Raw genomic sequence first — 24,362 nt, forward strand, 5'->3', positions numbered from 1 at the left:
TGGTCGGCGGGGCCGTCGCCGGGATTCTTAACAGGGATTCACGCGCTCTGGCACACCCTTTCGAGCTGCCGTCATGACGTGTTCGCCGTCTGTTCACTTTCGGCCGTTTTCCTAGAAATGCACCGAGAACAGATCTCACTACGGAGAAGGAACACACCCGTGACCAGTGGACAGCGCCGCCTCAGCGCCGTGGCGACGGCCGCCGTCGTTGTGGCCCTTTCCGCCGCTTGTGGCGGCACCAACACCACCACGCCGGCGGGGGAGGGCACCGCGACGGCCTCCCAGGGCACCGGCGCCGCCGCCGAGCTCGCGGGCCAGGTCAAGGCTGACGGCTCCAGCACGGTGGCCCCCCTGACCAGCGCCGCCGCGGAATTCTTCTCCGAGGAGCAGCCGAAGATCAACGTGACGGTCGGCACCTCCGGCACCGGCGGCGGCTTCGAGAAGTTCTGCAACGGTGAGACGGACATCGCCGATGCCTCCCGCCCGATCAAGGACGAGGAGAAGGCGGCCTGCGAGGCGAAGGGCATCAAGTTCACCGAGCTGACCGTCGCCACCGACGCGCTCACCGTCGTGGTCAACAAGGAGAACACCTGGGCCAAGTGCCTGACCACGGACCAGCTCAAGAAGATGTGGGAGCCCGGCGCCGAGGGCAAGGTCACGAGCTGGAAGCAGGTGGACGCCAAGTTCCCGGACGAGCCGCTGAAGCTGTTCGGCCCGGGCACCGACTCCGGCACGTTCGACTACTTCACCGACGAGATCAACGGTGAGGAGGGCGCGAGCCGCAAGGACTACAGCCCGAGCGAGGACGACAACGTCATCGTCCAGGGCGTCGAGGGTTCGAAGGGCGGCCTCGGTTACTTCGGCTTCACCTACTTCGAGGAGAACGCCGACAAGCTGATGGCCGTGCAGATCGACTCCGGCAAGGGCTGCGTCGCGCCGAGCGCGGCGACCGCGCAGGACGGCACCTACACCCCGCTGGCACGGCCGCTGTTCATCTACCCGTCGGCCGCCGCCGCCAAGCGGCCCGAGGTCGCGGCGTTCCTCGACTACTTCATCACCAACAACAACAAGATCGCGACGGACGCCAAGTACATCCCGCTCAACTCCGAGCAGCAGGCCAAGCTCAAGACCGACCTCGCGACCCTGAAGTCGCAGGCCTAAGCATGGCGGCCCCCCACAACGCGACCGTGCCCGGGACTCCCCAGTCCCTGGCGCGGTCGCGCCCGCGTTACGGCGAGCAGGTCATCAAGGCGGTCCTCATGGTGGCCGCCCTGCTGTCGGTCGCCACCACCGTCGGCATCGTGGTCTCGCTCCTGGAGCCCACGATCAGCTTCTTCGGCGAGATCAGCGCGGTGGAGTTCTTCACCTCCACCGAATGGGGACCGCTGTTCGAGCCGCCGCACTACGGCGTGTTGCCCCTGGTCAGCGCGACGCTGATCACGACCGGCATCGCGATCGTGGTGGCCGTGCCCCTGGGTCTCGGCGCCGCCATCTACCTGTCGGAGTACGCCAAGCCGAAGGTGCGCAAGTTCTTCAAGCCCATGCTTGAGGTGCTGGCGGGCATCCCGACCGTGGTGTTCGGCTTCTTCGCGCTGACGTTCGTCACGCCGCTGCTCCGGAGCATCATGCCGTTCGAGATCGAGATCTTCAACGCGCTGTGCGCGGGTCTCGTCGTCGGCTTCATGATCATCCCGATCGTGGCCTCGCTGTCGGAGGACGCGATGGCGGCGGTGCCGAACGGGCTGCGCGAGGGCTCGTACGCGCTGGGCGCCTCCAAGATGACCACGTCGCTGCGCGTGGTGCTGCCCGCGGCCTTCTCCGGCATCGTCGCGGCCGTCATCCTCGCCATCTCGCGCGGCGTGGGCGAGACGATGATCGTGTTCATCGCCGGCGGCGGCCAGCCGAACTTCTCCGTGGACATCGGCAAGGCGATGCAGACCATGGCCGCGTTCATCGCCCAGGCCGGATCCGGTGACGTGCCGGTCGGCACCACCGAGTACAACACCATCTTCGCGGTCGGCTCGCTGCTCTTCGTGATGACGTTCGCGATGAACTTCGTCAGCGTCCGGCTGGTGCGCAGGTTCCGGGAGGTGTACGAGTAATGGCGATTCTCTCGACGCCGCGCTCCGCCGTGCAACTGGCGAGCAAGGGCACTCCTGTCAGGGAGCACGTGTTCAGGACGGCGCTGATCGCCAGCCTGGTGGTGGCGCTCGTCTTCATGGTGGCCCTGCTGTCCTACGTGTTCGTGGAGGGCTGGCCCCGGCTCGACTCCCGCCTGTGGGAGAACATGCCGTCGGTCCGCAACCCCGACATCGCGGGCGCCCAGTCGGCGATCACCGGCACGCTCTGGGTCATCTCGCTGACCGGGCTGTTCACCCTGCCGACCGGCATCGCCGCGGCGATCTACCTGGAGGAGTACGCGGACAAGACCCGCTGGTACAACCGGGTCATCGAGCTCAACATCCAGAACCTGGCGGGCATCCCGTCGATCGTCTACGGCATCCTCGGTCTCGGCATCATCGCCCGCACGCTGGGCCTCGGGTTCAGTGTGATCACCGCGTCGCTCACCCTCGGCCTGCTGGTGCTGCCCATCGTGATCATCGCCTCGCGGGAGGCGATCCGCGCCGTGCCGCCCTCCATCCGCGAGGGCTCGCTGGCGTTGGGGGCGACGCAGTGGCAGACGATCTCCCGCCAGGTGCTGCCCGCCTCGATCCCCGGCATCGCGACCGGTTCGATCCTCGCCCTGTCCCGGGCGATCGGCGAGGCGGCCCCGCTGCTCATGCTGGGCGCCGTGTCCTTCATCCGCTTCAACCCGGACGGGATCTTCGCCAGCTACACCGTGCTGCCGATCCAGATCTTCAACTGGATCTCGCAGTCGCGCGAGGGGTTCCACGTCCTGGCCGCGGCGGCGATCGTGGTGCTGCTGGTGATCCTGCTGCTCATGAACTCCGTCGCCATCTGGCTCCGTAACCGCTACCAGAAGCGCTGGTGAAGAAATGACTGAGATTGGAACGTCCATGCCGAACGTCACAGTCCGCGGACCGGAGGCGCCGCGCACCATCGAGTCCCTCGACCCCGTCTTCACCGTCAAGGGCCTCAGCGTCTACTACGGCGACTACGAGGCCGTGCGCGGCGTCGACATGCTCATCGGCAACCGTGAGATCACCGCGATGATCGGCCCGTCCGGCTGCGGCAAGAGCACCGTGCTGCGCTGCTTCAACCGGATGAACGACCTCATCCCGGGCGCCCGCGCGGCCGGCACGATCCAATACCACGGCGAGGACCTGTACGGCGACCACGTGGACCCGATCGAGGTGCGCCGCCGCATCGGCATGGTCTTCCAGAAGCCCAACCCCTTCCCCAAGTCGATCTACGACAACATCGCCTACGGCCCCAAGGTCAACGGGATGAAGGGCAAGATGGACGACATCGTCGAGGAGGCGCTGACGCAGGCGGCCCTGTGGGACGAGGTCAAGGCCAAGCTCAAGCAGAACGCCCTGTCGCTGTCCGGCGGCCAGCAGCAGCGCCTGTGCATCGCGCGGGCCATCGCGGTCAAGCCCGAGGTCATCCTCATGGACGAGCCCTGCTCCGCCCTCGACCCGATCGCCACCACCAAGATCGAGGACCTGATGCAGGAGCTGGCGCACGACTACACGATCGTGATCGTCACCCACAACATGCAGCAGGCCGCCCGGGTCTCGCACCGCACCGCGTTCTTCACCGCCGAGGTGGACGACGCGGGCGTGCGGCACGGCCGCCTGGTCGAGTTCGACGAGACCAGCCGCATCTTCACCAACCCGTCCGACAAGCGCACCGAGGATTACATCACCGGACGCTTCGGGTGACCCCACGTCGCAGAGGAGGACCCGGGTGATGCGCCCGCAGGCAACACTCGAGGGGGGCGAGGAGGCCCGCAACGGCGCGGCCTCGGCGCGCGCCCGGCAGGTGCCGGGCGCACCCGTGTTGCTGGTGGCCGATCCCGACACCACGGGGGTCCGGGAGCTCACCGACGCGCTGGCCCGGGAGGGCGTCGACGTGACCGGGGTCACGGACGGCGCCCAGGCGCTCCTCCAGGCCGGGGCCCTGCAGCCGGACGTGGTGCTGGTCAGCGCCACCATCCCGCTCGTCGGGCCGGTCGACTTCGTCCGGGCGCTGCGCGCCAGCCGGACGATGCCCGTGCTGCTGGGCATCGGCGAAGGGCACGCGGAGCTGGCCGTGCAGGCGCTGGCGGCGGGGGCGACGGCCTGCGTGGCCCGGCCGTACCGGGTGCCCGAGCTGCTGCCGCTCGTGCAGGCCGCCGCGTCCGGCGAGCCCGGCGCGGGCCGGGCGCTCGTCATCGGCAACGTCGAACTGGACGTCGGCGCCTACCAGGTGCGGGTCGGCGGGGAGGCCGTGCACCTGCCGCTGCGCGAGTTCGAGCTGCTGCTCTACCTGATGCGAAACATCGACCGGACGGTCACCCGCGAGCAGATCATGCGGCACGTCTGGCACTCCTCAGGCGACTCGGTCGCCACCAACACGATCGCCGTGCACGTCAAGAGGTTGCGGGCGCGGCTCGGCGACACGGATGACACGATGATCCAGACGGTCCGGGGCGTCGGCTACCGGCTGGTCTCACCCGACGACCGCTGAACGACGGCCGGAGGCAGGGCACCGGGCCAGGACCGGCACCCCCTCATGTGAAGGACCCGTTGGTGAGTGAGCAACCGTCCCCAGGCTCGGTGCGCGAGGTCGCGCTGCTGTTCCTGAAGCTCGGCACGATCGCGTTCGGCGGTCCGGCCGCGCACACCGCGATGATGCGCGACGAGCTGGTGCGCCGCCGCGGCTGGGTCACCGACCAGCGCTTCGTCGACCTGATGGGCGCCACCAACCTCGTTCCCGGCCCCAACTCGACCGAGCTCGCGATCCACCTGGGCTACGACCGGGCGCGCTGGCGTGGCCTGCTGGCCGCCGGGATCTGCTTCATCCTGCCGGCCGCGCTCATCGTCACGGCCCTCGCCTGGGCGTACGTGACCTACGGCGAGACGCCCGCGGTCGAGGGGATCCTGTACGGTGTCGTGCCGGCCGTGATCGCGATCATCGTGCACGCGCTGTTCGGCCTGCTGCGCACCGTGGTCAAGAACGTCTGGCTCGGCCTGCTGGCCGCCGCGGCGCTGGCCGCGTACCTGCTGGGAGTGAACGAGCTGCTGGTGCTGGCGGCGGGCGGCCTGCTCGCGGGCGGCGTCCTGCTGGCCCGGCGCGCGGGGCGCGGCGCGCACGGGCTGGTCGCGGTGCCGCTGCTGGGCCTCGGCGACCCGACCGGCGGCCAGCTCACCCAGCTCTTCCTGACCATGCTCAAGATCGGCGCCGTGCTGTACGGCAGCGGGTACGTCCTGCTGGCCTTCCTGCGCGGCGACTTCGTGGACCGGCTCGGCTGGCTCACCGAGCAGCAGCTCATCGACGCCGTGTCCATCGGCCAGGTCACCCCCGGGCCGGTGTTCACCACGGCGACCTTCATCGGCTACGTGATCGCCGGGCCCGCCGGGGCGTTCCTCGCCACCGTGGCGATCTTCCTGCCGTCGTTCGTGTTCGTCGGGCTGCTCACGAAGATCACTGACCGGCTGCGCTCCTCCGACTGGACCTCGGCCCTGCTGGACGGGGTCAACGCCGCCGCGTTCGCCCTCATGGCCGGCGTGTCCTACCAGCTCGGCCGGACGGCGATCGTCGATCCGCTCACGGTGGCGATCGCGCTGGCGACCCTCGTGCTGCTGTGGCGGACCCGGCTCAACAACGCGTGGTACATCGCGGCGGGCGCCTTGATCGGCCTGGCTCACACGCTGCTCACCTGACGCTCACGGCTGGTCGGGTCCCCTACCCCGATCATCGCCGTGATCACGTCCGGGCGGGGTGCCGCGAGCGGCGGCTCGCACCGCTCGCAGCGGGAACGGTCACCTGGACGCGAGCATGCCGTGCGGGTCGAGCACGTACTTGCGCGCCGCGCCCTCGTCGAACTCGTGGTAGCCGCGCGGGGCGTCGTCCAGCGAGATCGGCGTGGCGTTGACCGCCTTGGCGATCTGCACCCGGTCGTGCAGGATCGCCATCATGAGCTGGCGGTTGTACCTCATGACGGGGCACTGGCCGGTGACGAGACTGTGCGACTTGGCCCAGCCGAGGCCGATCCGGATCGACAGCGAGCCGTGCCTGGCCGCCTCGTCCGCCGCGCCGGGGTCCCCGGTCACGTACAGGCCGGGAATGCCGAGCGCGCCACCCGCACGGGTGACGTCCATCAGCGTGTTGAGCACGGTGGCGGGCCGCTCGGCCTCCGACTCGTGGCCGTGTCCGCGGGCCTCGAAGCCGACGGCGTCCACGGCGCAGTCCACCTCGGGCTCGCCGAGGATCTGCTCGATCTGGTCCTTCGGCTCGCCCATGGCCACGTTGACGGTCTCGCAGCCGAAGCTGTGGGCCTGGTCCAGGCGTTCCTTGTTCAGGTCGCCGACGATGACGACGGCGGCGCCGAGCAGGTACGCCGAGCACGCGGCGGCGAGCCCGACGGGGCCGGCTCCGGCGATGTAGACGGTCGCGCCCGGCTTCACCCCGGCGCTCACGCAGCCGTGGAACCCGGTCGGGAAGATGTCCGCGAGCATGGCCAGATCGAGGATCTTCTCCATCGCCCGTTCCTTGTCCGGGAACTTGAGCAGGTTCCAGTCGGCGTACGGCACCAGGACGTAGGCGGCCTGGCCGCCCACCCAGCCGCCCATGTCGACGTAGCCGTAGGCGGAGCCGGGCCGGTCCGGGTTGACGTTCTCGCAGACGCCGGTCTTGCCCTCCTTGCAGTTGCGGCAGCGGCCGCAGGCGATGTTGAACGGCACGGACACGAGGTCGCCGGTCTTGATGAACTCCACGTCGGGACCGGTGTCGACCACCTCGCCGGTGATCTCGTGGCCGAGGATGAGGCCCTGCGGGGCCGTGGTGCGGCCGCGGACCATGTGCTGGTCGCTGCCGCAGATGTTGGTGGCGACGGCCTTGAGTATGGCCGCGTGGGGCAGCTTGCGGCCCACGTTGCCCGGGTTCACACCCGGGCCGTCCTTGAGCTCGTAGCCGGGGTAGTCGGTCTCGCGTACCTCGACCTTGCCTGGCCCCTCGTAGGAGACGCCCCTGTTACCGGGCATGACGATGCCCTCTTTCCTTGTGCGCGGTGCGGATGGTCGGTCGTCACGTGGTCACGATCACCTCCCCTGTCCGGGACGCCGGCGGCGGCCGGGGTGGCCCACGCGGTCGCGGATCCGATTCGACCCGGCCATCCTTGGCAGGCGCATCGCAGCGCACGACTTCCGGCGCACGTTCATCGGCGAACTGCTCGACGCCGGCGTGGAGCTGGCCACCGCCCAGGCTCTCGTCGGCCATCCCTCCCCCCACCATCGCACGGTACGACCGGCGGCCGGAGAAGACCAGGCCGCGGTCAACCGGCTGCGCACGCGGCACCAGCCTGCGCCGGTCCGCAGTACCGAAGACAGGCGGAGGCGGAGGCCCGCTCCTGCGCCTGCGCCGACCGGAGGCAGCGCCGGGGGAGACGCTGGGACATGGGGCGGAGACAGCCGGCCATTCTGCGGACCGGCGAACCTTCCTAGGGTTGACCGCACAACCTCACTACCAGGGAGTTTCTTCATGCGCGCGGTCCTTCAGCATTCCTTCGGCGGTCCCGAAGTCCTGCGAGTCGTCGAGACCGAGCGGCCCGAGCCGCTGTCCGGCGAGGTGTTGATCCGGGTGCGGGCCGCCGGGGTGAACCCGGTTGACGCCGCCGTGCGGTCCGGCGTCTACCCGCTGCTCGGCGAGCCGCCGTTCGGGGTCGGCTGGGATGTGTCCGGGGTCGTGGCGCAGGCGGCTCCCGGCGCCAGGTACAAGGTGGGCGACGAGGTGTACGGCATGCCGTTCTTCCCCCGCGCCGCGACCGGCTACGCCGAGTATGTCGCCACGCCCTCCCGCCAGGTCGCCCGCAAGCCCGCCTCCCTCGACCACGTCCAGGCCGCGGCCCTTCCGCTGGCCGGACTGACCGCGTGGCAGGGGCTGGTGGACGCGGCGCAGGTCAGGGCGGGTGACCGGGTGCTGATCCACCGGGCCGCGGGAGGCGTCGGGCACCTGGCGGTGCAGATCGCCAAGGCTCGCGGCGCGTACGTGATCGCGCTGGCCAGCGCGGGCAAGCACGAGTTCGTCCGGTCTCTCGGCGCCGATGAGGTGATCGACTACCAGAAAGTCGACTTCACCGCGGCGGTCGAGGACGCGGACGTCGTCTTCGACTCCAACGCCCAGGGCGCGGGCTCGCTGGCCGTGCTCAAGCCCGGCGGGGTGCTCGTCAGCATCATGGAGCACGGCGACGCCGAGCTCGCCGCACGGGTGGAGGCCGCGGGGCGCCGCTTCGCGGGGGTGTCGGTCGAGCCCGACCACGTGGCGCTGGAGGCCATCGCCGAGCTGGTCGACGCCGGTGCGATCCACCCGCACGTCCAGGAGACCTTCCCGCTGGAGGAGGCCGGGAAGGCGCACGAGGTGCTGGAGGCGGGCCAGGTCCGCGGCAAGCTCGTCCTGACGGTATAAAGCGGTACATGGACATCCTCACGGAGGCGCTGGAGTCGATGCGGACCGGGCATCCCACCTCGGTCCGCACCGACGGCCACGCGCCGTGGGGGTTGCGGTTGCCGCCCGCCGCGGGCGCCGGCTTCCACGTGGTGCTGCACGGCTCGTGCTGGCTCGTCCCCGTGGACGCCCCGCACCTGGAGCCGATCTCGCTGGACGTCGGCGACGTGGTGTTCCTGCGCAGCGGCTCCCGGTTCGTCCTGGCCGACCACCCCAGCACGCCGGGCGAGGTGCCCGGGCCGGAGCGCTACACCAAGGCGCCGCCGATCGGGTCGGTCGTGCTCGGGGACGGCGGGCCGCGCACCAGCCTGCTGTGCGGCAACTACCACCTCGACATGGCCCGGCCCCATCCGCTGGTCCGGCAGTTGCCGGAGGTGGTCCACCTGCGCACCGGGCACGGCCGCCATGCCGAGCTGAGCGCCGCGGTCCGGCTGCTCGGCGCGGAGCTGGACGACCCGCGCATCGGCTCGGAGGGCATCGTGCCCGCGCTGATCGACTCGTTGCTGCTGTACATCCTGCGCGCCTGGCTGGCGGAGCAGCCCGCCGAAGCCGAAGGCTGGTCGGCCGCGCTCCGCGACCCCGCCGTCGCCCCGGCGCTGGCGGCCATCCACGACACCCCCTCGGCCCCGTGGACGGTCGAATCGCTGGCCGAACGGTCCGGGCTCTCCCGCGCCGCCTTCGCCAGGAAGTTCGCCGCGCTGGTCGGCGAGCCGCCCATGGCCTACCTGACCCGCTGGCGCATGACGCTGGCCGCCAAGCTGCTGCGCGACTCCGACGTCCCGCTGATCTCCGTCGCCGCCCGGACGGGCTACAGCACGGAGTTCGCCCTGGCCAAGGCCTTCAAGCGGGAGTACGGCATCGCCCCCGGCGGCTACCGTCGCCAGGCCAGGGCCGCCTGACGAAGCGGCGGCCCTCCACCTCACACGGGCAGCAGCACCGACAGCCCCCACAACATCGCCTGCAGGATGACGATGCCGGCGACGACGCGGATGATCACCAGCTTCCACACGAGCACGTCCGCCACGCGCCGCTCGGTCACCTGCTTCGGCGTTTCGTCCCCACCCGGGATGGGGCCGAGCAGGGCGGGCCCTGATCCCGGACGTCGCCACAGGCCCGCGACCAGCAGGATCGCCGCGCCCGCCGCGCACGCCTGCGACACCAACCCGGCCAGTGCCGAGAGCGGGCCGCCGGGCGCCGCGCCACGGCTCGCCAGGTGAAGGGCACCGGTCACGCCGAACAGGACGATGGCGACGGCATCCGCGCACAGGACCCTGTGACGGCGCCAGAGCACTGCCACCGCGATGGAGATCGGCCCCGTCACGCCCCGACCGTAACGCATCCCGCCACGACGAGGCAGGCCCAAGCTCCGCCGGAGGCGGGGTGAAAGCAATGCGGCCCTCCGGTGGAGTAAGGGGTGTGACTGCCAATGTGAGGGCTCCGGATCGCACCGATCCAGCGGAGACGATCAGCGACGCGGCCCTGCTGGAGCTGTCGCGCCGCCGCCCCGAGCGGTTCGGTGAGGTCTACGACCGGTACGTGGGCGAGATCCACGCCTACCTGGGGCGGCGGCTCGACCGGCAGGCCGCCGACGATCTCACCGCGGAGGTGTTCCTCGCCGCGTTCAAGAAGCGCGAGACGTTCGATCCCGAGCGCGGAGAGGTCCGGCCGTGGTTGTACGGCTTCGCCACCAACCTGATCGCGTCGCACCGGCGTACCGAGATCAGACGGCTGGCCGCGGTGCAGCGCAACGCGGCCCTGTACGACGGCGCGGACGACGGTCACGAGGAGCGCGTGCTCACCCGTATCGACGCCGTGAGCGCACAGGGGCGGCTCGCGGCGGAGTTGCGCGCGCTGCCCGACGGGGACCGGGACGTGCTGCTGCTGAGCGCGCTGGGCGAGCTGAGCCATGACGAGGTGGCCAAGGCGCTCGACATCCCGTACGGCACCGTCGGGTCGCGGTTGTCACGGGTGCGCAGGAAGCTTCGGGCCGCCCTGGGCGGCGTCAACCCCATGCGTGGAGGCTCTGATGGATGACTACCAGGCGGTGCGGGAGCTGCTGCCCGCGCCGCCGCTCTCGCCCGAGGTCGAACGGGCCGGGCGCGAGCGGCTGGCCGCCGCGTTCGCCCGGGAGCGGGTCCGGCGCAGCCGCAGGACCGCCAGGTGGAGCGCGCTGGGGCTCGGCATGGCGGGGGCCGCCGCCGCGGCGGCCATCGTGTTCGCGCAGTCGGTGCCCACGGGCGCGCCCGCCACGTCCGGCACGGTCGCCCAGGCGGACGGCAAGCGGTTCCTGCTGGTCGCGGCGGCCACCGTGGCCGCCATGCCCGACGAGGGCACGTGGTGGGGCAGTAGGGAGGTCCAGGGCCTGCAGTACCGCGATCCGGGCGGCCGGTACGTCCTGCACGAGAGCACGTCGATCGAGACCTGGATCCCCGCGGATCCCGAAGGGCTCACCTGGTACCGCGAGACCCCACAAGGGGTCAGGCCCGCGACGCCCCGGGACGAGGCGGCCTGGCGTGCCGACGGCTCACCCACGTCGTGGACCTACGACGGGGCCGGGGAGCGGGAAGGCCCCGGTGTCGTCCGGGCGGAGCCCGGCGAACAGCGGACCTGGTCCACCGAGGACTGGGACTTCCGCATCGTCACGGCCGGCAAGCCGCTGACCAAGATGGGCGATCTCCCCGGCACCCCCGAGGGGCTCAAGACGCTCTTCGGCGGGGACGACCGCACGACCGTCGACACGGCGGCGCGGCTGCTGGTCTTCGCGCCGGTGACGAGCGAGACCCGGGCCGCCGCATACCGGCTGCTCGCCTCGACACCCGGGGTCGCCGCCGTCGGGCAGGTGACCGACGTCCTGGGCCGGACCGGGCAGGCGATCGAGTACGAGTCCGGGGAGTTCGCCCTGTCCGGCCGGGTGGGGGCGACCAGGACCCGGCTGGTGATCGACCCCGTCACCGGCAAGCCGCTTTCCCTTGAGACCCGTTCCGCCGCGGACGGCCTGCTCCGGCTGTACACCGCGATCCAGGACAGCCGCTGGGCGGATGAGAACCCGTTGAAGGAGAAGAAATGAGATTCACCCTCGCTGTCACCGCCGGACTCGTCTTCGCCGGTGTGACCGCCGCCCCCGCCTCCGCCGACGCGCCGGAGGGCGCGTACTGGCGGGTCGAGACGACCATCACCATGACGCATCCCCGCCCGGTCGGCAGCGGCTACCACCTGACCCAGCGCCGGGTCAGCACCGAGTGGCTGTCGCCCGAGGGCAGGAGCTGGCACGGCTTCCGCGAACTGGGCGCCAGGCCCGCGACGCCGAAGGACGAGGCCGCCTGGCGCGCGGACGGTTCGCCGACGACGTGGGCGTACCGGACGGAGGGGATGAAGATCCGCCTGTCCACCGAACCGGGCAAGGGCTCTGTCACGCAGGCCGAGGGCCAGCCTGCGGGATTCCGTCTGGGCGAGAAGTATGTGACGTACCAGCAGCTCCAGTCGCTGCCCACGGACGCCGGGGTGCTCAGGAAGCAGTTGTCCGCGGAGGTCGACGCCTGGATCGACGAGGCCGCCGAGGAGGCCAAGACCACCAGCCCGAACTCCAGGAAGGACGACTGGCTGGTCAACAGGGACAGGTACGTGGCCCAGCGGGCGATCGAGCTGCTGTACGCGAACCCGGTGCCGGAGAAGGTCAGGGCCGCCGCCTACCAGGTGCTGAAGACGACCAAGGGCGTCGTCGACCTCGGCCGGGCCAAGGACCCGCTGGGCCGCTCCGGCCGGAAGCTGGCCCTGCCCGTCCCCTCCAACCGCGACTCGGTGCTCAAGCAGGCGTTCCTGGTGGACGCGAAGACCAGCACGCTGCTGGCCATGTACACCGATCTCAAGGACGGCGGCAAGCAGATGCTCGGCAAGTCCGGCGTGCAGACGTACGAGGTCGGCTGGACGAACGACAAGCCCGCCGTTCCGGGCGCGCGCTGACCCGCCGGTCCCGGCACAGGGGCCGGGGCCGCGGCGGTGGGTCAGGAGGAGTGCACGGCGGGCTCGGTGAGGCGGTTGCTGAAGCGGGCGAGCATGGTGGTCTGAATCGTCTCGGGGAACAGCCTGGCGAGGATCGGCGGGGTGCGCCAGTTGGCGGGATTACGCCTGGCCAGCCGGGAGACCAGGGAGATGCGCGGGTAGCGGTCCTTCTCGTAGGCACGCAGCCGTGCCGCCGGATCGTCGTCCCCCTTGGCCAGCTCGCGCCCGAGCACCCACGCGTCCTCCAGGGTCTGGTTGGCGCCCTGCCCCAGGGTGGGCGGCATGGTGTGGGCGGCGTCGCCGATCAGGGTGATGCGGCCCTCTCCCACCACCGGGCGGACCTTGTTCCAGTGGTGCCCGAAGAATTCGAGGTCGCCCTCGGTGGCGGCGGCGAGCACCTCGGGAACGGGCGACGCCCAGTGCCCGAACCGTCTCCTCAGCTCGGCCAGCGGCGCGGCGGGCCGCGGGTCGGCAGGCGACCAGCGCACGTCGAACCACCACTGCAGCAGTCCCCCGCCCACCGGCATGAGGCCGCACGCGCCCTCCCTTCCCGAGATCATCAGGTGGCGGGCGGTGTCGGTGATGTCGATGTCGATCGGGCTGAGCCCCTGCCAGGTGCCGAACGTCGCCGGCCGGACGGTGCCCTCGCCCCACAGGTGGCGCCGGACGACCGAGTGGTGGCCGTCGGCCCCGATGAGCAGGTCTGCCGTGTCCGTCGAGCCGTCACTGAAGGTCGCCGTGACCCGGCCCTGGTCCTGCGTGACGGCCCGGCAGCTCGCGCCGTAGCGGACGAGGCCGTCGGGGAGCCCTTCGGCCAGGCGTCGCTGCAGGTCACGGCGGGCGATCGCCTGGGTGACGAAGCCGTAGCGGTCGGCCGCGTGGGCGATGTCCATGCTGGTGCGCAGCCGGCCGTCGTGGGTGAGCGCGTCGATGCGGTCGATGCGGGCGCCCACGCCGTCGAGGCTGACGCCGAGGTCGGCCAGGACGGCGTTGCCGTTGCTCCAGACGAGCACCGCCTTGCCGCCGGTCCGGGGGCCGGGGGCCTGCTCGTGGACCCGCACGCGGTGGCCGGCGGCCAGCAGCGCGCGTGACACGGCGAGCCCGCCGACCCCGGCGCCTATGACGAGAACGTCCATATCTCCTCCACATCGGAGTATCTTCGATATGAAGATACTCCGGGGAGGAGTAGGTTGGGAAAGTGGCCCACAAGCATCCCGGCGAGGCGGTCTTCCGCGAGTTCCTGATCTCGATCGTGCTGCACAACGAGGCGGTCGCCGACCGGCTCGGCCTGCAACCGGTGGACGTCGCCGCCACGATGCTGCTGGAGACGCGCGGACCGCTCGCCGTGGGAGCGATCGCCGACGAGCTCGGGCTGCCGTCCGCCTCGGCCACCCGGCTGATCGACCGGCTGGAGAAGGCGGGCTACGCGCGCCGGGTGCGCGGCGAACGCGACCGGCGCACGATCACCGTGGAGCTGGTCGAGGGCGGCCTGGACGCCTACCACGCCGCCTGCGCGACCTCCCGGCGGCACGTGGAGGCCTTGGCCCTGCGCTACGGGCCGGAGCAGGCGCCGCTGCTGCTGGACATGTTCGCCCGCGTCACCGACGCCCACCGCTCCGCCACCGCCGAACTCCGCGCGACCACGCCCTGACCACCTAAGCCCGTCGGTTTGTAAGCCTTCAGTCGGTTCTCACCAAGTACGGGTGTAGATCGACGAAGGGAGCAAGGCCGGTGCGTCTCAAACGGGGAAAGCTTGCCACCGACCCCGTGGCGTTCGAAGCCTTCTACCGGCGGCACATCGACGCTGTCACGCGTTTCCTGTCACGCCGGGTCGACGACCCGCACACGGTCGCCGACCTGGCGGCCGATGTGTTCCTCGCGGTGTTCGACTCGGCGCACACGTACCGCCCGGGCAGGGGCAGCGAGATCGCGTGGCTGTACGGCGTCGCGCGCAACACGCTGTCGGCCGAGCGGCGGCGAGCGCTGCGGGAGTCCCAGCTCACCCATCGTGTGAGCGGGCGGCGTCCGCTCGACGGCGACGACGTGTCCCGGTTGGAAGAGCAGATAGACGCGGAACGGCCCGCCAGGGCGGCCTTCCAGGCCATGGCCGGGTTACCCGACGGGGAGCGCGCTGTCCTGGAACTGGTGGTTCTGGAGCAGCTCACGCCGTCGGAGGCGGCGGTAGCGCTGGGAATCCGGCCGGGGACCGCCATGGTGCGGCTGCACCGCGCCCGCAGGACACTTCGCGACCTTCCCTTCGTCATGGAAGGAATCCCACGATGAGATTCGAGGAGCAGTTGCTGATGGACCTCAAGACCGAGATGACCGCGCGGAACGAACGCAGCCGCCGTGTCGGCCGCCGCCTGCTCGCGGGGGCGGCGGTGGCCGGGCTGGCGGCTGTGGCGGCGGTGGCGATGCCGCTGCTGACCGGGCCTGAGCCGGCGTACGCGGTGAGCGAGAACGCCAACGGCACCATCACGGTGGAGCTCAAGGAGTTCAGGGACGCCGACAAGCTGGAGCAGGACCTCAAGGATGTGGGCGTGAACGCCGACATCACGTACCTCAAGCCCTACACGAAGTGCCAGGACGGCCGCGGCACGCTCGTCGGCGGCGAGTACGACACTCCGGAGGAGTGGCGCCAGTCCGTGCACTACAAGGTCGCCAGGCCGGGGCCGAAGAGTTTCGTCATCGATCCCCGCTATGTCGGGAAGGGTCAGACGGTGGCGCTGGAGTTCACCGAGAACCCGAAGGGGCCGTTCAAGTCGCAGCTCAACGCGTCGGTGATCGAGGGCTCTGTCAAGCCGTGCGTCCCGGTGCACGACCCGACGCAGCTCGGCTGACCGGCGGCTGTGCGAGGCCGGTCCGCGCGTCGTGGTGATCGGCGACAGCTGGTGGCGCATGATCTGCGCCACCAGCTGTCCCACCGACCGGCCCGGCCAGGTCCTCATCCCGCTCCTGCACGGAGGCGCCGGCGTTGGGGGACGACCGTGTACTTGGGGTCGAGGGCCGAGGCGCGGCCCGCCTCCAGGATGCCGAAGCGGGTGCACAGGGAGCCCGCGGTGAGGGCGAGGCCGGACAGGACCGTGAGGGCGCGGCTGCGTCCCGCGACCGCCGCCAGCAGCCCGCCGCCCGCCGTCAGGGCGCGGGCGGTGCGCATGAGCCGGCCCGCCCGTCCCGTCCGGTACGGCTCGCCGAGGAAGCCGAGTCGGCGTTCCATGACCTCGCCCGCGACCGTCTCCACGGCGGCTCCGAGCACGGCGACGACCCGCGCGGGACCGGCGTGGACCCGGGGCGTGCCCAGCATGGAGACCGCCCCGGCGGCGGCCATCGCGCTGCCCGCGAACAGGAAGGGCAGCTCCCGGTAGGCCTCGTGCCAGGCGGGCACGGCGGTGTCGGCGACGAGGACGGCGGTGTAGGTGGCGGTCAGCGGCCCGGTCACGCCGCTGGCCAGCAGCGCCGCGTCCCCGAGGGGCCGCAGGACGCCGTGGAGGACGCCGGCGGGCGCGCGGCCCGGACCACCGGTCCGGCCGCCCGCGTGAGGCAGGCCGCCGGGTGGGCCGGCGTTCAGGGGACCGGCCAGCGCGGCGGCCGACAGGCCGCCCTGGGCGGCGAGGATCCATGAGCCTACGCTCATCGGCGAGGTGGGCTTGAAGATCCGCAGCATGTTGAGGAACCGTTCGGGCCTGCCCAGTTCGGCGGCGAGCAGGGCGGCTCCGGAGGCCGCCCCCGCCGCCGCGGCGACGCGGGCGGTGGCGGCCAGGCGGTCGTGACCGGTCAGCCGGGCCATGACGGCCATCATGGACGAGACCCCGGACATTCCGCCCAGATAGAGATATGTCGGCATGTGGGGCTCGTGCCAGATGGGCGGCTTGATCACCGGGCGGCCGTAGTAGGACCGGAACTCCGCCTCCGGCACCACGGCCCGTTCCCGCGTCACCGCCCGCCTCCCGCACGCGAGCCAAGCGGACCAAGCGGACCGCGCGAGCCGCCCCAGCCGCGCGAGCCGCCCGACCCGCGCTGTCCGCGCGGGCCCAGGAACGCCAGCGCCACGGCCCCCACCGCCGACACGGCCGCCGCGCCCGCCCAGCGCCACATGGCCGGCAGGTCGCGGGTGGTCACCACGGGGTCCGGCGGCAGCCCGTACGCCTCGGGCTCGTCCAGCAGCAGGAAGAACGCCCCCGCTCCCCCGACCCCGTCAGAGGGGCTCTCGCCGTACAGGCGGGCCTCCTCGTGCCCGTCGGCGCGCAGCCGGGCCACCCGCTCCTCGGCCCGTTCCCGCAGCTCGTCGAGCGGCCCGAACTGGATCGAGTCGGTCGGGCACGCCTTGGCGCAGGCGGGTTCGAGCCCGCCGCGCTGCCGGTCGTAGCACATCGTGCACTTCCAGGCCCGCCCGTCGTCCTCCCGCCGGTCGATCACGCCGAACGGGCAGGCGGGCACGCAGTAGCCGCACCCGTTGCAGATGTCGGGCTGCACCACCACGGTGTCGAACTCGGTCCGGAACAGCGCCCCTGTCGGGCAGACGTCCAGGCAGGCGGCGTGCGTGCAGTGCTTGCACACGTCGGAGGACATCAGCCAGCGCTCCACGCCCTCGTCGCCGCCGGGCACCGGCCGCGACTGCTCGATGAACGCGACGTGCCGCCAGGTGCTCGCCCCGAGCATGCCGGTGTTGTCGTAGGAGGTGGCCTGGAAGACGAAGCCGTCGTCGGGGAGCTGGTTCCACTCCTTGCAGGCCACCTCGCACGCCTTGCACCCGATGCAGACGCTCGTGTCGGTGAAGAACCCCGTCCGCTCAGCCATGGCGGTACATCTCCAGCAGGTCGAGCGCCGCCCGGCCCCTCGGCCGACGGCCCGGCCGCACGTCGCAGGTCATGGCCTTGCCCTCCTGGATGTAGACGTTCGGGTCGAGCACCAGCGGCAGCAGGTCGTTGGTCACGTCGCCGGTGACCAGGCCGCCTCCGCCCCACCCCCAGTGGTACGGCAGGCCGACCTGGTGGACCGCCCTGCCCTCGACGCGCAGCGGCCGCATCCGGCCGGTGACCAGCACCCTGGCCTCCACGACGGCGCGGCTGGTCACGATCGTCGCCCAGTCGCCGTTGGTCAGCCCGAGCCGGGCGGCGAGCTGCGGCGACACCTCGCAGAACAGCTCGGGCTGCAGCTCGGCGAGATAGGCGAGCGGCCGGCTCATCCCGCCGGCCGTGTGGTGCTCGGTCAGCCGGTACGTCGTCAGCACGTACGGGAAGCGTCCCCCGGGCGCGTTGTACGGGCTCTCGGGGCGGTTGTAGGTGCGGCGGGCCGGGTTGGCCTGCTGGGCGTACAGGGGATTGGCGACCGGGGACTCGTGCGGCTCGTAGTGGGCGGGCAGCGGGCCGTCGGCGAGACCGGCCGGCACGTACAGCCAGCCCTTGCCGTCGGACTGCATGATGAACGGGTCGGTCCCGGCGAGCGCGGCCTCGGCCCACGCGCCTTCGGGCGGCACGTAGTCCGGCGGCTTGCCGATCTCGCAGTCGGGCACGTCGTGCCCGGTCCACTCGCCGCGTTCGGCGTCCCACCACACGTACGCCTTGCGCTCGCTCCACGGGCGCCCCTCGGGGTCGGCGGAGGCCCGGTTGTAGAGGATGCGCCGGTTGGCGGGCCACGCCCACCCCCATTCGGGCGCCACGGCGCTCTGTTCGCGGCCGGGGCGGCGGCGGGCGGCCTGGTTGACCTCGTCGGCGTACACGCCGCAGTAGATCCAGCAGCCGCACGCCGTGGAGCCGTCGGGGCGGAGCTGGGTGGACGACGACAGCGCCCGCCCGTCGGGGCCGACCCCGTTGATCTCGCGCAGCACGGCCTCGGCGGAGGGCTCCCGGTGCGCGCCCTGTTCGGGGTAGTCCCAGGTCAGCTCGCGCACCGGCCGGTCGATCTCGTCGTCGGTCAGGCGTTGCCTGACGAGCCTGCCCAGGTGGTAGTAGAACCACAGCTCGCTGCGGCAGTCGCCGGGCGGGTCGAGCGCCTTCTCCCGCCACTGGAGCAGCCGCTGGGTGTTGGTGAACGTGCCCTCCTTCTCCACGTGGCTCGCGGCGGGCAGGAAGAACACCTCGGTGCCGATGTCCTCGGTGCGCAGCTCGCCGGTCTCCAGTTCCGGGCCGTCCAGCCAGAACGTGGCCGTCTCCACCAGGGTCAGGTCGCGGACGACGAGCCAGTCGAGGTTCGCCAGGCCGAGGCGCTGCGCCCGGCCGCCGGAGGAGCCGACGGCGGGGTTCTCCCCCACCACGAAGTAGCCCTTCACGATCCCGTCGATCTGGCCCATCACGGTCGTGTAGTGGCCGTGGTCGCCGGTCAGGCGCGGCAGGTGGCCGAAGCAGTAGTCGTTCGCCTCGGTGGCGGCCTCGCCCCACCACGCCTTGAGCAGGCTCACCAGGTAGGCGCGCCGGTTGCCCCAGAAGCCCGTCGAGCCGCCTGCCACCTCCAGGTAGTGGTCCAGGCCCTCGTGCCGCTCGGCGTGCGGCATGTCCAGGTAGCCCGGCAGGATGTTGAACAGCGTCGGGATGTCGGTCGAGCCCTGGATGCTGGCGTGGCCGCGCAGCGCCAGGATGCCGCCGCCGGGCCGTCCCATGTTGCCGAGGAGGAGCTGCAGGATCGAGGCGGTGCGGATGTACTGCGCGCCGACGGTGTGCTGGGTCCAGCCGACCGAGTAGACCCAGGCGGTGGTGCGCTCCCGGCCGGAGTTGGCGGTGACGGCCTCGGCCAGCTCGGCGAAGCCGTCCCGCGGGATGCCGCACAGCCGCTCGACCAGCTCCGGGGTGTAGCGGGCGAAGTGCCGTTTCAGGATCTGGTAGACGCAGCGCGGGTGGGCCAGCGTCGGGTCGGTGCGGGGGCTGGGGTGCGCGGCGGGCCCGCCCGCGCCGTAGGTGTCGGCCCCCGCTGCCTCGGCGTGCCGGCGGCCGCCCTCCGCCTGCTCGGCTGAGGGCTGCTCGGTGGAGGGCTGCTCGGTGGAGGGCTGCTCGCCCGTGGACTCGTACGCCCAGCTCCTCGGGTCGTACGTGGCCGTCTCCGGGTCCCAGCCGGAGAACAGGCCGTCGAGGTCCTCGGTGTCGCGGAAGTCCTCGGACACGATCGTGGCGGCGTTGGTGTAGGCCAGCACGTACTCGCGGAAGTCCAGCCCGTTCGTCAGCACGTGGTTGATCAGCGCGCCGAGCAGCACGATGTCACTGCCCGCGCGGATCGGCAGGTGCCGGTCGGCCAGCGCGCTCGTGCGGGTGAAGCGCGGGTCCACGTGGAACACCCTGGCCCCGCGCGCCTTGGCCTCCACGACCCACTGGAAGCCCACGGGGTGGCATTCGGCCATGTTGGAGCCCTGGATGACGATGCAGTCCGCGCCCGCCAGGTCCTGCTGGAAGGTGGTCGCGCCGCCACGCCCGAAGCTGGTCCCCAGACCGGGGACGGTGGAGGAGTGTCAAATGCGCGCCTGGTTCTCGACCTGGATGGCGCCGAGGGCGGTGTAGAGCTTCTTCATCAGGTAGTTCTCTTCGTCGTCGAGCGTCGCCCCGCCCAGGCTGGCGATGCCCATCGTGCGGCGCACGACCCTGCCCTCGCGGGTCTGCTCCCAGGTCTCCCGCCGGGTGCGCACCACCCGGTCGGCGATCATCTCCATGGCGGTGTCCAGGTCGAGCCGCTCCCAGCCGGTGCCGTACGGCCTGCGGTGGAGCACCTCGGTCCGGCGGCCGGGATGGGTGACGAGCTGCTTGCTGGCCGAGCCCTTGGGGCACAGCCGCCCCCGGGAGATCGGCGAGTCGGGGTCGCCCTCGATCTGGGTGACCTTGCCGTCCTCGACGTAGACGAGCTGGCCGCAGCCGACCGCGCAGTAGGGGCAGATGGAGCGGGCGACCGTCGTGGCGTCCTCGGTGCGGGGCCGCAGCGCGTCGGTGCGGGCCGAGCGTGCGGCCTCGCTCCTGCCGTCCTCGCCCCTGAGCTGGCGGATCACCGGCCAGCGGGCAAGCCATCCCCTTCCTGACACAACGCGAGTTCTGCCCGCTTTCGTACGGTCTATGCGAGATGTCGGGAGACCGGTGTGACGGCGGCGGGCAGGGACCCTGGACCTCAGCGGTCGCGGACCAGCGCGTCGACGTGCTCCTCCGCCTCGGCGACACCCTCCTCGCTCCACAGCCGGCGCAGCTCCGGACAGCTCTCCAGCAGCTCGCCGAGCGGGCCGTACCCGGCCACCCGGCCACGGTCGAGCACGACCACCTGGTCGGCCTGCTCCAGCGCCGCCCTGCGGTGCGAGACCACCAGCAGCGTGCCGGGGCCGCGCCCGTCTCGGGCCGCCCCGGCGATCCGCTCCCACAGCAGCCGTTCGGTCTCCACGTCCAGCGCGGACGACAGGTCGTCCACGACCAGCAGCTCGGGGTCGCGCACCAGCGCCCGCGCCGCGGTCGCCCGCTGCGCCTGGCCGCCCGACAGCCGCACCCCGCGCGGCCCGACGACCGTGTCGAGGCCCTCGGGCACGGCGGCCAGGTCGTCGTCCAGCACGGCCAGCTCCAGCGCCCGGTCGAGCCGGTCGTCGCCGGGCCGGCCGAGCAGCAGGTTCTCCCGCAGGGAGGCGGAGAACAGGCGGGGCACCTGACTCGCGTACGCCGCCCGGTCCGGCACCAGGAACGCCCCCGGGTCCTCGATCGGCCGGCCGTTCCAGGAGATGGTGCCGGCCTGCGCCGGGATCAGGCCGAGCAGCGCCCGGACGAGCGTCGTCTTGCCGGACCCGACGGCGCCCGTGACGACCGTGAACGAGCCGCGCCGGAGCGTCAGGTCCACCTCGCGCACTCCCCGGCCGCCGCCGTGGAGCGCGGTGAGCCCGCGCACCTCGACCGTCTCCAGCGGGTCGTCGCCGCGCGGACGCGGGACCGCGGCCGGGGGCGGCTCGCGGTGGTACCAGACGCCGGAGTCGCGCGACAGGGCGGCGGCGTCCTCGTGCGCGGCCATCAGCCGGGTGAGCCGCTCGGTGGCGACCGCCGCCTGGGGCAGGCGCGACAGGATCCCGCCGATGGTGCGCGGCAGCGCCGTCAGCCAGCCGATGTAGCTGGTGAACAGCGCCAGGTCGCCGACCGTGAACTCACCGCTGCGCATCGAACCGGCCGCGAGCAGCAGCATCAGGCCGATGCTGATCTCGACGGTGGCGCCCGTCGCCGTGCCGAGCAGGTCGGCGGCCACCCGGTTCTTGACGGCGGCCTCGCGGCGCGCGCGGTTGCGCCCGCGCAGCCGGTCCAGCGCGGCGTCCTCGGCGCCGGCCGTCTTGATCGCCAGCACCCCGCCGAAGAGGTCGCCGAGGTACGCGGTGACGGCCGCCCCCAGCTCGCGGGCCCGCAGGTGCAGCCGGTGGACGAGCCGGTGCGTCATCCGGCTCAGCACGGCGACGGCCGCGATCGGCAGCACCAGCACGACCGTGATCACCGGGTCGATCGAGGCCATGACCACCAGAGCGCCGAGGCTGAAGAGCGCCGAGTTCACCAGCGGGACCGACTCGTCCGCGAGCTGCACCAGGTCGCTGACGTCGTCGCGCAGCCGGGCCAGCGACTCGCCGGACGAGTGCGGCAGCCGGGCCGCCGCCGGACCGCGCGCGGTCAGGAGCGAGCGGAGCACGTTGGCGCGCAGCAGGGTCGCCGCCGCGTTCCACCAGTAGACCCCGTACGACCAGGCGACCACCGTCATCACGCCCCGCACCAGCTCCGCGCCGACGAACGCCGCACACAGCCACAGAGCGTGGTCCAGGGACGCCGCCCGGCCGCCGCTGATGTGGTCGAACAGCTCCTTCAGCAGCCAGCCGCTGCCCAGCAGGACGAGATCGACGGGCAGCCACAGCAGCGCGCCGATCAGGTAGCGGCGCAGGTCGAACCGGAGCAGCCGGCCGACCACCACCCGGACGGGCCTCATCCGTGCACCCCCGCCAGGCCCAGCAACCGCGCGAAGGCGCTGTCCGGGTCCGCGGCCAGGTCCTCGCGACGGCCGTACTCGACCACCCTGCCGTCGGCGATGACCGCGATCTTGTCCACCTTCGCCAGGGACGAGAGCCGGTGCGCGATGAGCACCCCGGTCCGGCCGGCGAGCAACCGGTCGATGCCGCGCTCGATGCGCCGCTCGGTGGCCGGGTCGAGCCGGCTGGACGCCTCGTCCAGCACGACGAGCCCCGGGTCGGCGAGGAACGCCCGCGCGAACGCGAGGAGCTGCGCCTCGCCCGCCGACACGCCGCCCAGCTCGCCGTCCAGCCCGCCCGGCACGCCCGCCAGCCACTCGGCGAGCCCCACCTCGGCGAGAGCGGCCAGCAACCGACCGTCACCCGGCCGATCCCCACCCAGCCGGTCCTCACCCGGCCGGTCCTCACCCAGCCGGTCCTCACCCGGCCAGTTTCCACCCGGCCAGTCGTCACGCGGCCGGTCCTCACCCGGCCAGTCACCACCCGGCCGGTCACTGTCGGCGGCGACCGGCCGGAAGAGCGTCAGGTTGTCGCGGACGCTGCCCGAGAAGAGCTGCACGTCCTGCGTGACCACGCACAGCCGGCGGCGCAGCGAGCCGGGATCGGCCTCGCGCAGGTCGATCCCGCCGACCCTGACCACCCCTTCGACCGGGTCGTGGAGGCGCAGCACCAGCCGGCCGAGGGTGGTCTTGCCGCTGCCCGTCCGGCCGACGAGGCCGAGCGTCTCACCGGGGGCCAGCGTGAGCGTGACGTCCGACAGCACCCGTTCGTCGTCGTAGGCGAAGCCGACCCCGTCGAGCTCAAGCCCGAGCGCCCCGGTCTCGGGCAGCGGCCGGGGCCGGGCCGGCTCGGTCAGCGTGCTCCGCTCGGCCAGCAGCTCGCCGATGCGGGCCACGCCGGCCAGGGCGGCCTGGTAGTCGCGCAGCCGGTCGATCAGCCGCTCGAACGGCGTGCGCACCATCAGCGTGTACTGGAAGAGCAGCACGGCGGTGCCGACGGTGAGCGTCCCGGACTGCCGGCCCCACGCGGCCATGGCGAGCACGACCGCCGTGCCCGCCGCGAACACCACGGCCGTGCCCGCGATCAGCCCGCTGCCGACCGTCGATCCGCGCAGCTCCGCGCGGTACCACGCGGCTGCCGACTGGTGGAAGCGGCGGACGACGTGCTCGCCCGCGCCGTTGGCGCGGATGTCCTCCGCTCCGGCGAGCCGCTCCTCCAGGGCGCCGAGCATCTCGGCGTCGGCCGCGCGCGAGCGGGCGGCCGACGGGACCGCGAGCCGCTGCGCCCGGGCCATGCCCCACCCGGCCAGCACGCAGTAGACGAGCAGCACCCCGCCGAGCCGCGGGTCCACCGCGAAGACCACGACGAGCACCCCGCCGAGCAGCAGCACCCCGGCCACCACGTCGAGCAGGAACGCCACCACGAAGTCGGCGACCGCGACCACGTCGCCGTCCACCCGCTCGATGAGCTCGCCGGGCGTGTGCCGGGCGTGGAAGCGCAGGTCCAGCCCGAGCGCGTGCCGGGCGAGCCGTTCGCGCAGCCGGTCGGTGCCGTCCCAGGCGAGCCGGCTGGCCAGCCAGGTGGTGACCATCCGGGCGGCCTGCCCGGCGACGGCGACTGCGAGGTAACCGAGCGCGATCAGCGTGAGGTGCCGCAGGCCGGTCCCGCCGATCGCGTCGTCCACGAAGGCGCGGGTGAGCTGCGGCCCCGCGAGCGGCAGCGCGGTCATGGCGGTGACGGAGACGGCGAGCGCGACCGCCTGGCGGCGGCGCGGCAGCAGGTGGCGCAGCTCCGCGAATGAGGTGGCCATCGG

General features: G+C 72.2%; 23 protein-coding genes. 14 read left to right on the forward strand and 9 right to left on the reverse strand.

Annotated elements, in window-relative coordinates; all coding sequences use genetic code 11:
- The first annotated feature begins 159 nt into the window (after window positions 1-159).
- The 6 genes from FHU36_RS11955 to chrA all read left to right on the forward strand — a co-directional run bounded on the left by FHU36_RS11955 (window position 160) and on the right by chrA (window position 5,828).
- Window positions 160-1,161, forward strand: a complete 1,002-nt coding sequence (locus tag FHU36_RS11955; RefSeq protein ID WP_221495846.1) for a PstS family phosphate ABC transporter substrate-binding protein — start codon at window positions 160-162, stop codon at window positions 1,159-1,161.
- Window positions 1,162-1,187: 26 nt separating this feature from the next.
- Complete coding sequence (pstC, locus tag FHU36_RS11960; protein WP_312891546.1) at window positions 1,188-2,102, forward strand: phosphate ABC transporter permease subunit PstC; 915 nt, start codon at window positions 1,188-1,190, stop codon at window positions 2,100-2,102.
- Window positions 2,102-2,992: a phosphate ABC transporter permease PstA gene (pstA, locus tag FHU36_RS11965; RefSeq protein WP_185083786.1), complete on the forward strand. Its 891-nt coding sequence runs from the start codon at window positions 2,102-2,104 to the stop codon at window positions 2,990-2,992. The genes pstC and pstA overlap by 1 nt, the downstream gene beginning before the upstream one ends.
- 25 nt (window positions 2,993-3,017) lie before the next feature.
- Window positions 3,018-3,845, forward strand: coding sequence for a phosphate ABC transporter ATP-binding protein PstB (gene pstB, locus FHU36_RS11970; RefSeq protein ID WP_221495847.1), 828 nt, complete (start codon window positions 3,018-3,020; stop codon window positions 3,843-3,845).
- Between the two features lie 28 nt (window positions 3,846-3,873).
- The gene (locus FHU36_RS11975; protein WP_185084761.1) at window positions 3,874-4,632 is read left to right on the forward strand and encodes a response regulator transcription factor; all 759 of its coding nucleotides are present in this window, start codon (window positions 3,874-3,876) and stop codon (window positions 4,630-4,632) included.
- Window positions 4,633-4,694: 62 nt separating this feature from the next.
- A complete protein-coding gene (chrA, locus tag FHU36_RS11980; protein WP_185083788.1) occupies window positions 4,695-5,828 on the forward strand; it encodes a chromate efflux transporter in 1,134 nt (377 codons plus the stop codon).
- A gap of 99 nt (window positions 5,829-5,927) precedes the next feature.
- Here chrA and fdhA read toward each other — a convergent pair whose 3' ends face one another.
- Together fdhA and FHU36_RS11990 are read right to left on the reverse strand one after the other, a co-directional pair.
- Complete coding sequence (gene fdhA / locus FHU36_RS11985) at window positions 5,928-7,148, reverse strand: formaldehyde dehydrogenase, glutathione-independent (protein ID WP_185083789.1); 1,221 nt, start codon at window positions 7,146-7,148, stop codon at window positions 5,928-5,930.
- Between the two features lie 43 nt (window positions 7,149-7,191).
- Window positions 7,192-7,383, reverse strand: a complete 192-nt coding sequence (locus FHU36_RS11990) for a hypothetical protein (RefSeq protein ID WP_185083790.1) — start codon at window positions 7,381-7,383, stop codon at window positions 7,192-7,194.
- A gap of 261 nt (window positions 7,384-7,644) precedes the next feature.
- On the opposite strand from FHU36_RS11990, the gene FHU36_RS11995 reads away from it, so the two are divergent.
- Window positions 7,645-8,568 (forward strand): NADP-dependent oxidoreductase, encoded by a 924-nt coding sequence (locus tag FHU36_RS11995; protein WP_185083791.1) that lies wholly within the window; start codon window positions 7,645-7,647, stop codon window positions 8,566-8,568.
- Between the two features lie 8 nt (window positions 8,569-8,576).
- Window positions 8,577-9,506, forward strand: coding sequence for an AraC family transcriptional regulator (locus tag FHU36_RS12000; protein ID WP_185083792.1), 930 nt, complete (start codon window positions 8,577-8,579; stop codon window positions 9,504-9,506).
- A gap of 20 nt (window positions 9,507-9,526) precedes the next feature.
- Here the strand turns inward: FHU36_RS12000 and FHU36_RS12005 are convergent, their stop codons facing one another.
- Window positions 9,527-9,928: a hypothetical protein gene (locus FHU36_RS12005; RefSeq protein ID WP_185083793.1), complete on the reverse strand. Its 402-nt coding sequence runs from the start codon at window positions 9,926-9,928 to the stop codon at window positions 9,527-9,529.
- A 95-nt stretch (window positions 9,929-10,023) separates the two neighbouring features.
- On the opposite strand from FHU36_RS12005, the gene FHU36_RS12010 reads away from it, so the two are divergent.
- From FHU36_RS12010 to FHU36_RS12020, 3 genes are read left to right on the forward strand one after another with little or no spacing between them, the layout of a single operon-like run.
- Window positions 10,024-10,641, forward strand: a complete 618-nt coding sequence (locus FHU36_RS12010) for an RNA polymerase sigma factor (RefSeq protein WP_312891547.1) — start codon at window positions 10,024-10,026, stop codon at window positions 10,639-10,641.
- Window positions 10,634-11,674, forward strand: coding sequence for a CU044_5270 family protein (locus tag FHU36_RS12015; protein ID WP_185083795.1), 1,041 nt, complete (start codon window positions 10,634-10,636; stop codon window positions 11,672-11,674). The genes FHU36_RS12010 and FHU36_RS12015 overlap by 8 nt, the downstream gene beginning before the upstream one ends.
- Entirely contained in the window at window positions 11,671-12,567 is an 897-nt protein-coding gene (locus tag FHU36_RS12020; protein WP_185083796.1) for a hypothetical protein, read from the forward strand. The genes FHU36_RS12015 and FHU36_RS12020 overlap by 4 nt, the downstream gene beginning before the upstream one ends.
- Before the next feature lie 41 nt (window positions 12,568-12,608).
- Here FHU36_RS12020 and FHU36_RS12025 read toward each other — a convergent pair whose 3' ends face one another.
- Complete coding sequence (locus FHU36_RS12025; protein WP_185083797.1) at window positions 12,609-13,742, reverse strand: FAD-dependent oxidoreductase; 1,134 nt, start codon at window positions 13,740-13,742, stop codon at window positions 12,609-12,611.
- 62 nt (window positions 13,743-13,804) lie between these two features.
- On the opposite strand from FHU36_RS12025, the gene FHU36_RS12030 reads away from it, so the two are divergent.
- From FHU36_RS12030 to FHU36_RS12040, 3 genes are all read left to right on the forward strand, one after another.
- Window positions 13,805-14,257, forward strand: a complete 453-nt coding sequence (locus FHU36_RS12030; protein WP_185083798.1) for a MarR family winged helix-turn-helix transcriptional regulator — start codon at window positions 13,805-13,807, stop codon at window positions 14,255-14,257.
- An 80-nt stretch (window positions 14,258-14,337) separates the two neighbouring features.
- Window positions 14,338-14,889 (forward strand): RNA polymerase sigma factor, encoded by a 552-nt coding sequence (locus tag FHU36_RS12035; RefSeq protein ID WP_185083799.1) that lies wholly within the window; start codon window positions 14,338-14,340, stop codon window positions 14,887-14,889.
- The gene (locus tag FHU36_RS12040) at window positions 14,886-15,446 is read left to right on the forward strand and encodes a hypothetical protein (RefSeq protein ID WP_185083800.1); all 561 of its coding nucleotides are present in this window, start codon (window positions 14,886-14,888) and stop codon (window positions 15,444-15,446) included. The genes FHU36_RS12035 and FHU36_RS12040 overlap by 4 nt, the downstream gene beginning before the upstream one ends.
- 104 nt (window positions 15,447-15,550) lie before the next feature.
- Here FHU36_RS12040 and nrfD read toward each other — a convergent pair whose 3' ends face one another.
- The 5 genes from nrfD to FHU36_RS12065 form a co-directional block, all read right to left on the reverse strand.
- Window positions 15,551-16,543, reverse strand: coding sequence for an NrfD/PsrC family molybdoenzyme membrane anchor subunit (gene nrfD, locus FHU36_RS12045; RefSeq protein ID WP_312891548.1), 993 nt, complete (start codon window positions 16,541-16,543; stop codon window positions 15,551-15,553).
- Window positions 16,540-17,403: a 4Fe-4S dicluster domain-containing protein gene (locus FHU36_RS12050; RefSeq protein WP_185083801.1), complete on the reverse strand. Its 864-nt coding sequence runs from the start codon at window positions 17,401-17,403 to the stop codon at window positions 16,540-16,542. The genes nrfD and FHU36_RS12050 overlap by 4 nt, the downstream gene beginning before the upstream one ends.
- The gene (gene fdh / locus FHU36_RS12055) at window positions 17,396-20,602 is read right to left on the reverse strand and encodes a formate dehydrogenase (RefSeq protein ID WP_185083802.1); all 3,207 of its coding nucleotides are present in this window, start codon (window positions 20,600-20,602) and stop codon (window positions 17,396-17,398) included. Before fdh ends, FHU36_RS12050 begins: the two co-directional genes overlap by 8 nt.
- Window positions 20,603-20,685: 83 nt before the next feature.
- Window positions 20,686-22,509 carry an ABC transporter ATP-binding protein gene (locus FHU36_RS12060; RefSeq protein WP_221495849.1) on the reverse strand — a complete coding sequence of 608 codons (1,824 nt, stop codon included), beginning with the start codon at window positions 22,507-22,509 and terminating at the stop codon, window positions 20,686-20,688.
- A complete protein-coding gene (locus tag FHU36_RS12065) occupies window positions 22,506-24,359 on the reverse strand; it encodes an ABC transporter ATP-binding protein (protein WP_185083803.1) in 1,854 nt (617 codons plus the stop codon). The genes FHU36_RS12060 and FHU36_RS12065 overlap by 4 nt, the downstream gene beginning before the upstream one ends.
- Between the last annotated feature and the right edge of the window lie 3 nt (window positions 24,360-24,362).

Origin of the sequence: Nonomuraea muscovyensis (genome assembly GCF_014207745.1) — a bacterium.
GTDB lineage: Bacteria > Actinomycetota > Actinomycetes > Streptosporangiales > Streptosporangiaceae > Nonomuraea > Nonomuraea muscovyensis.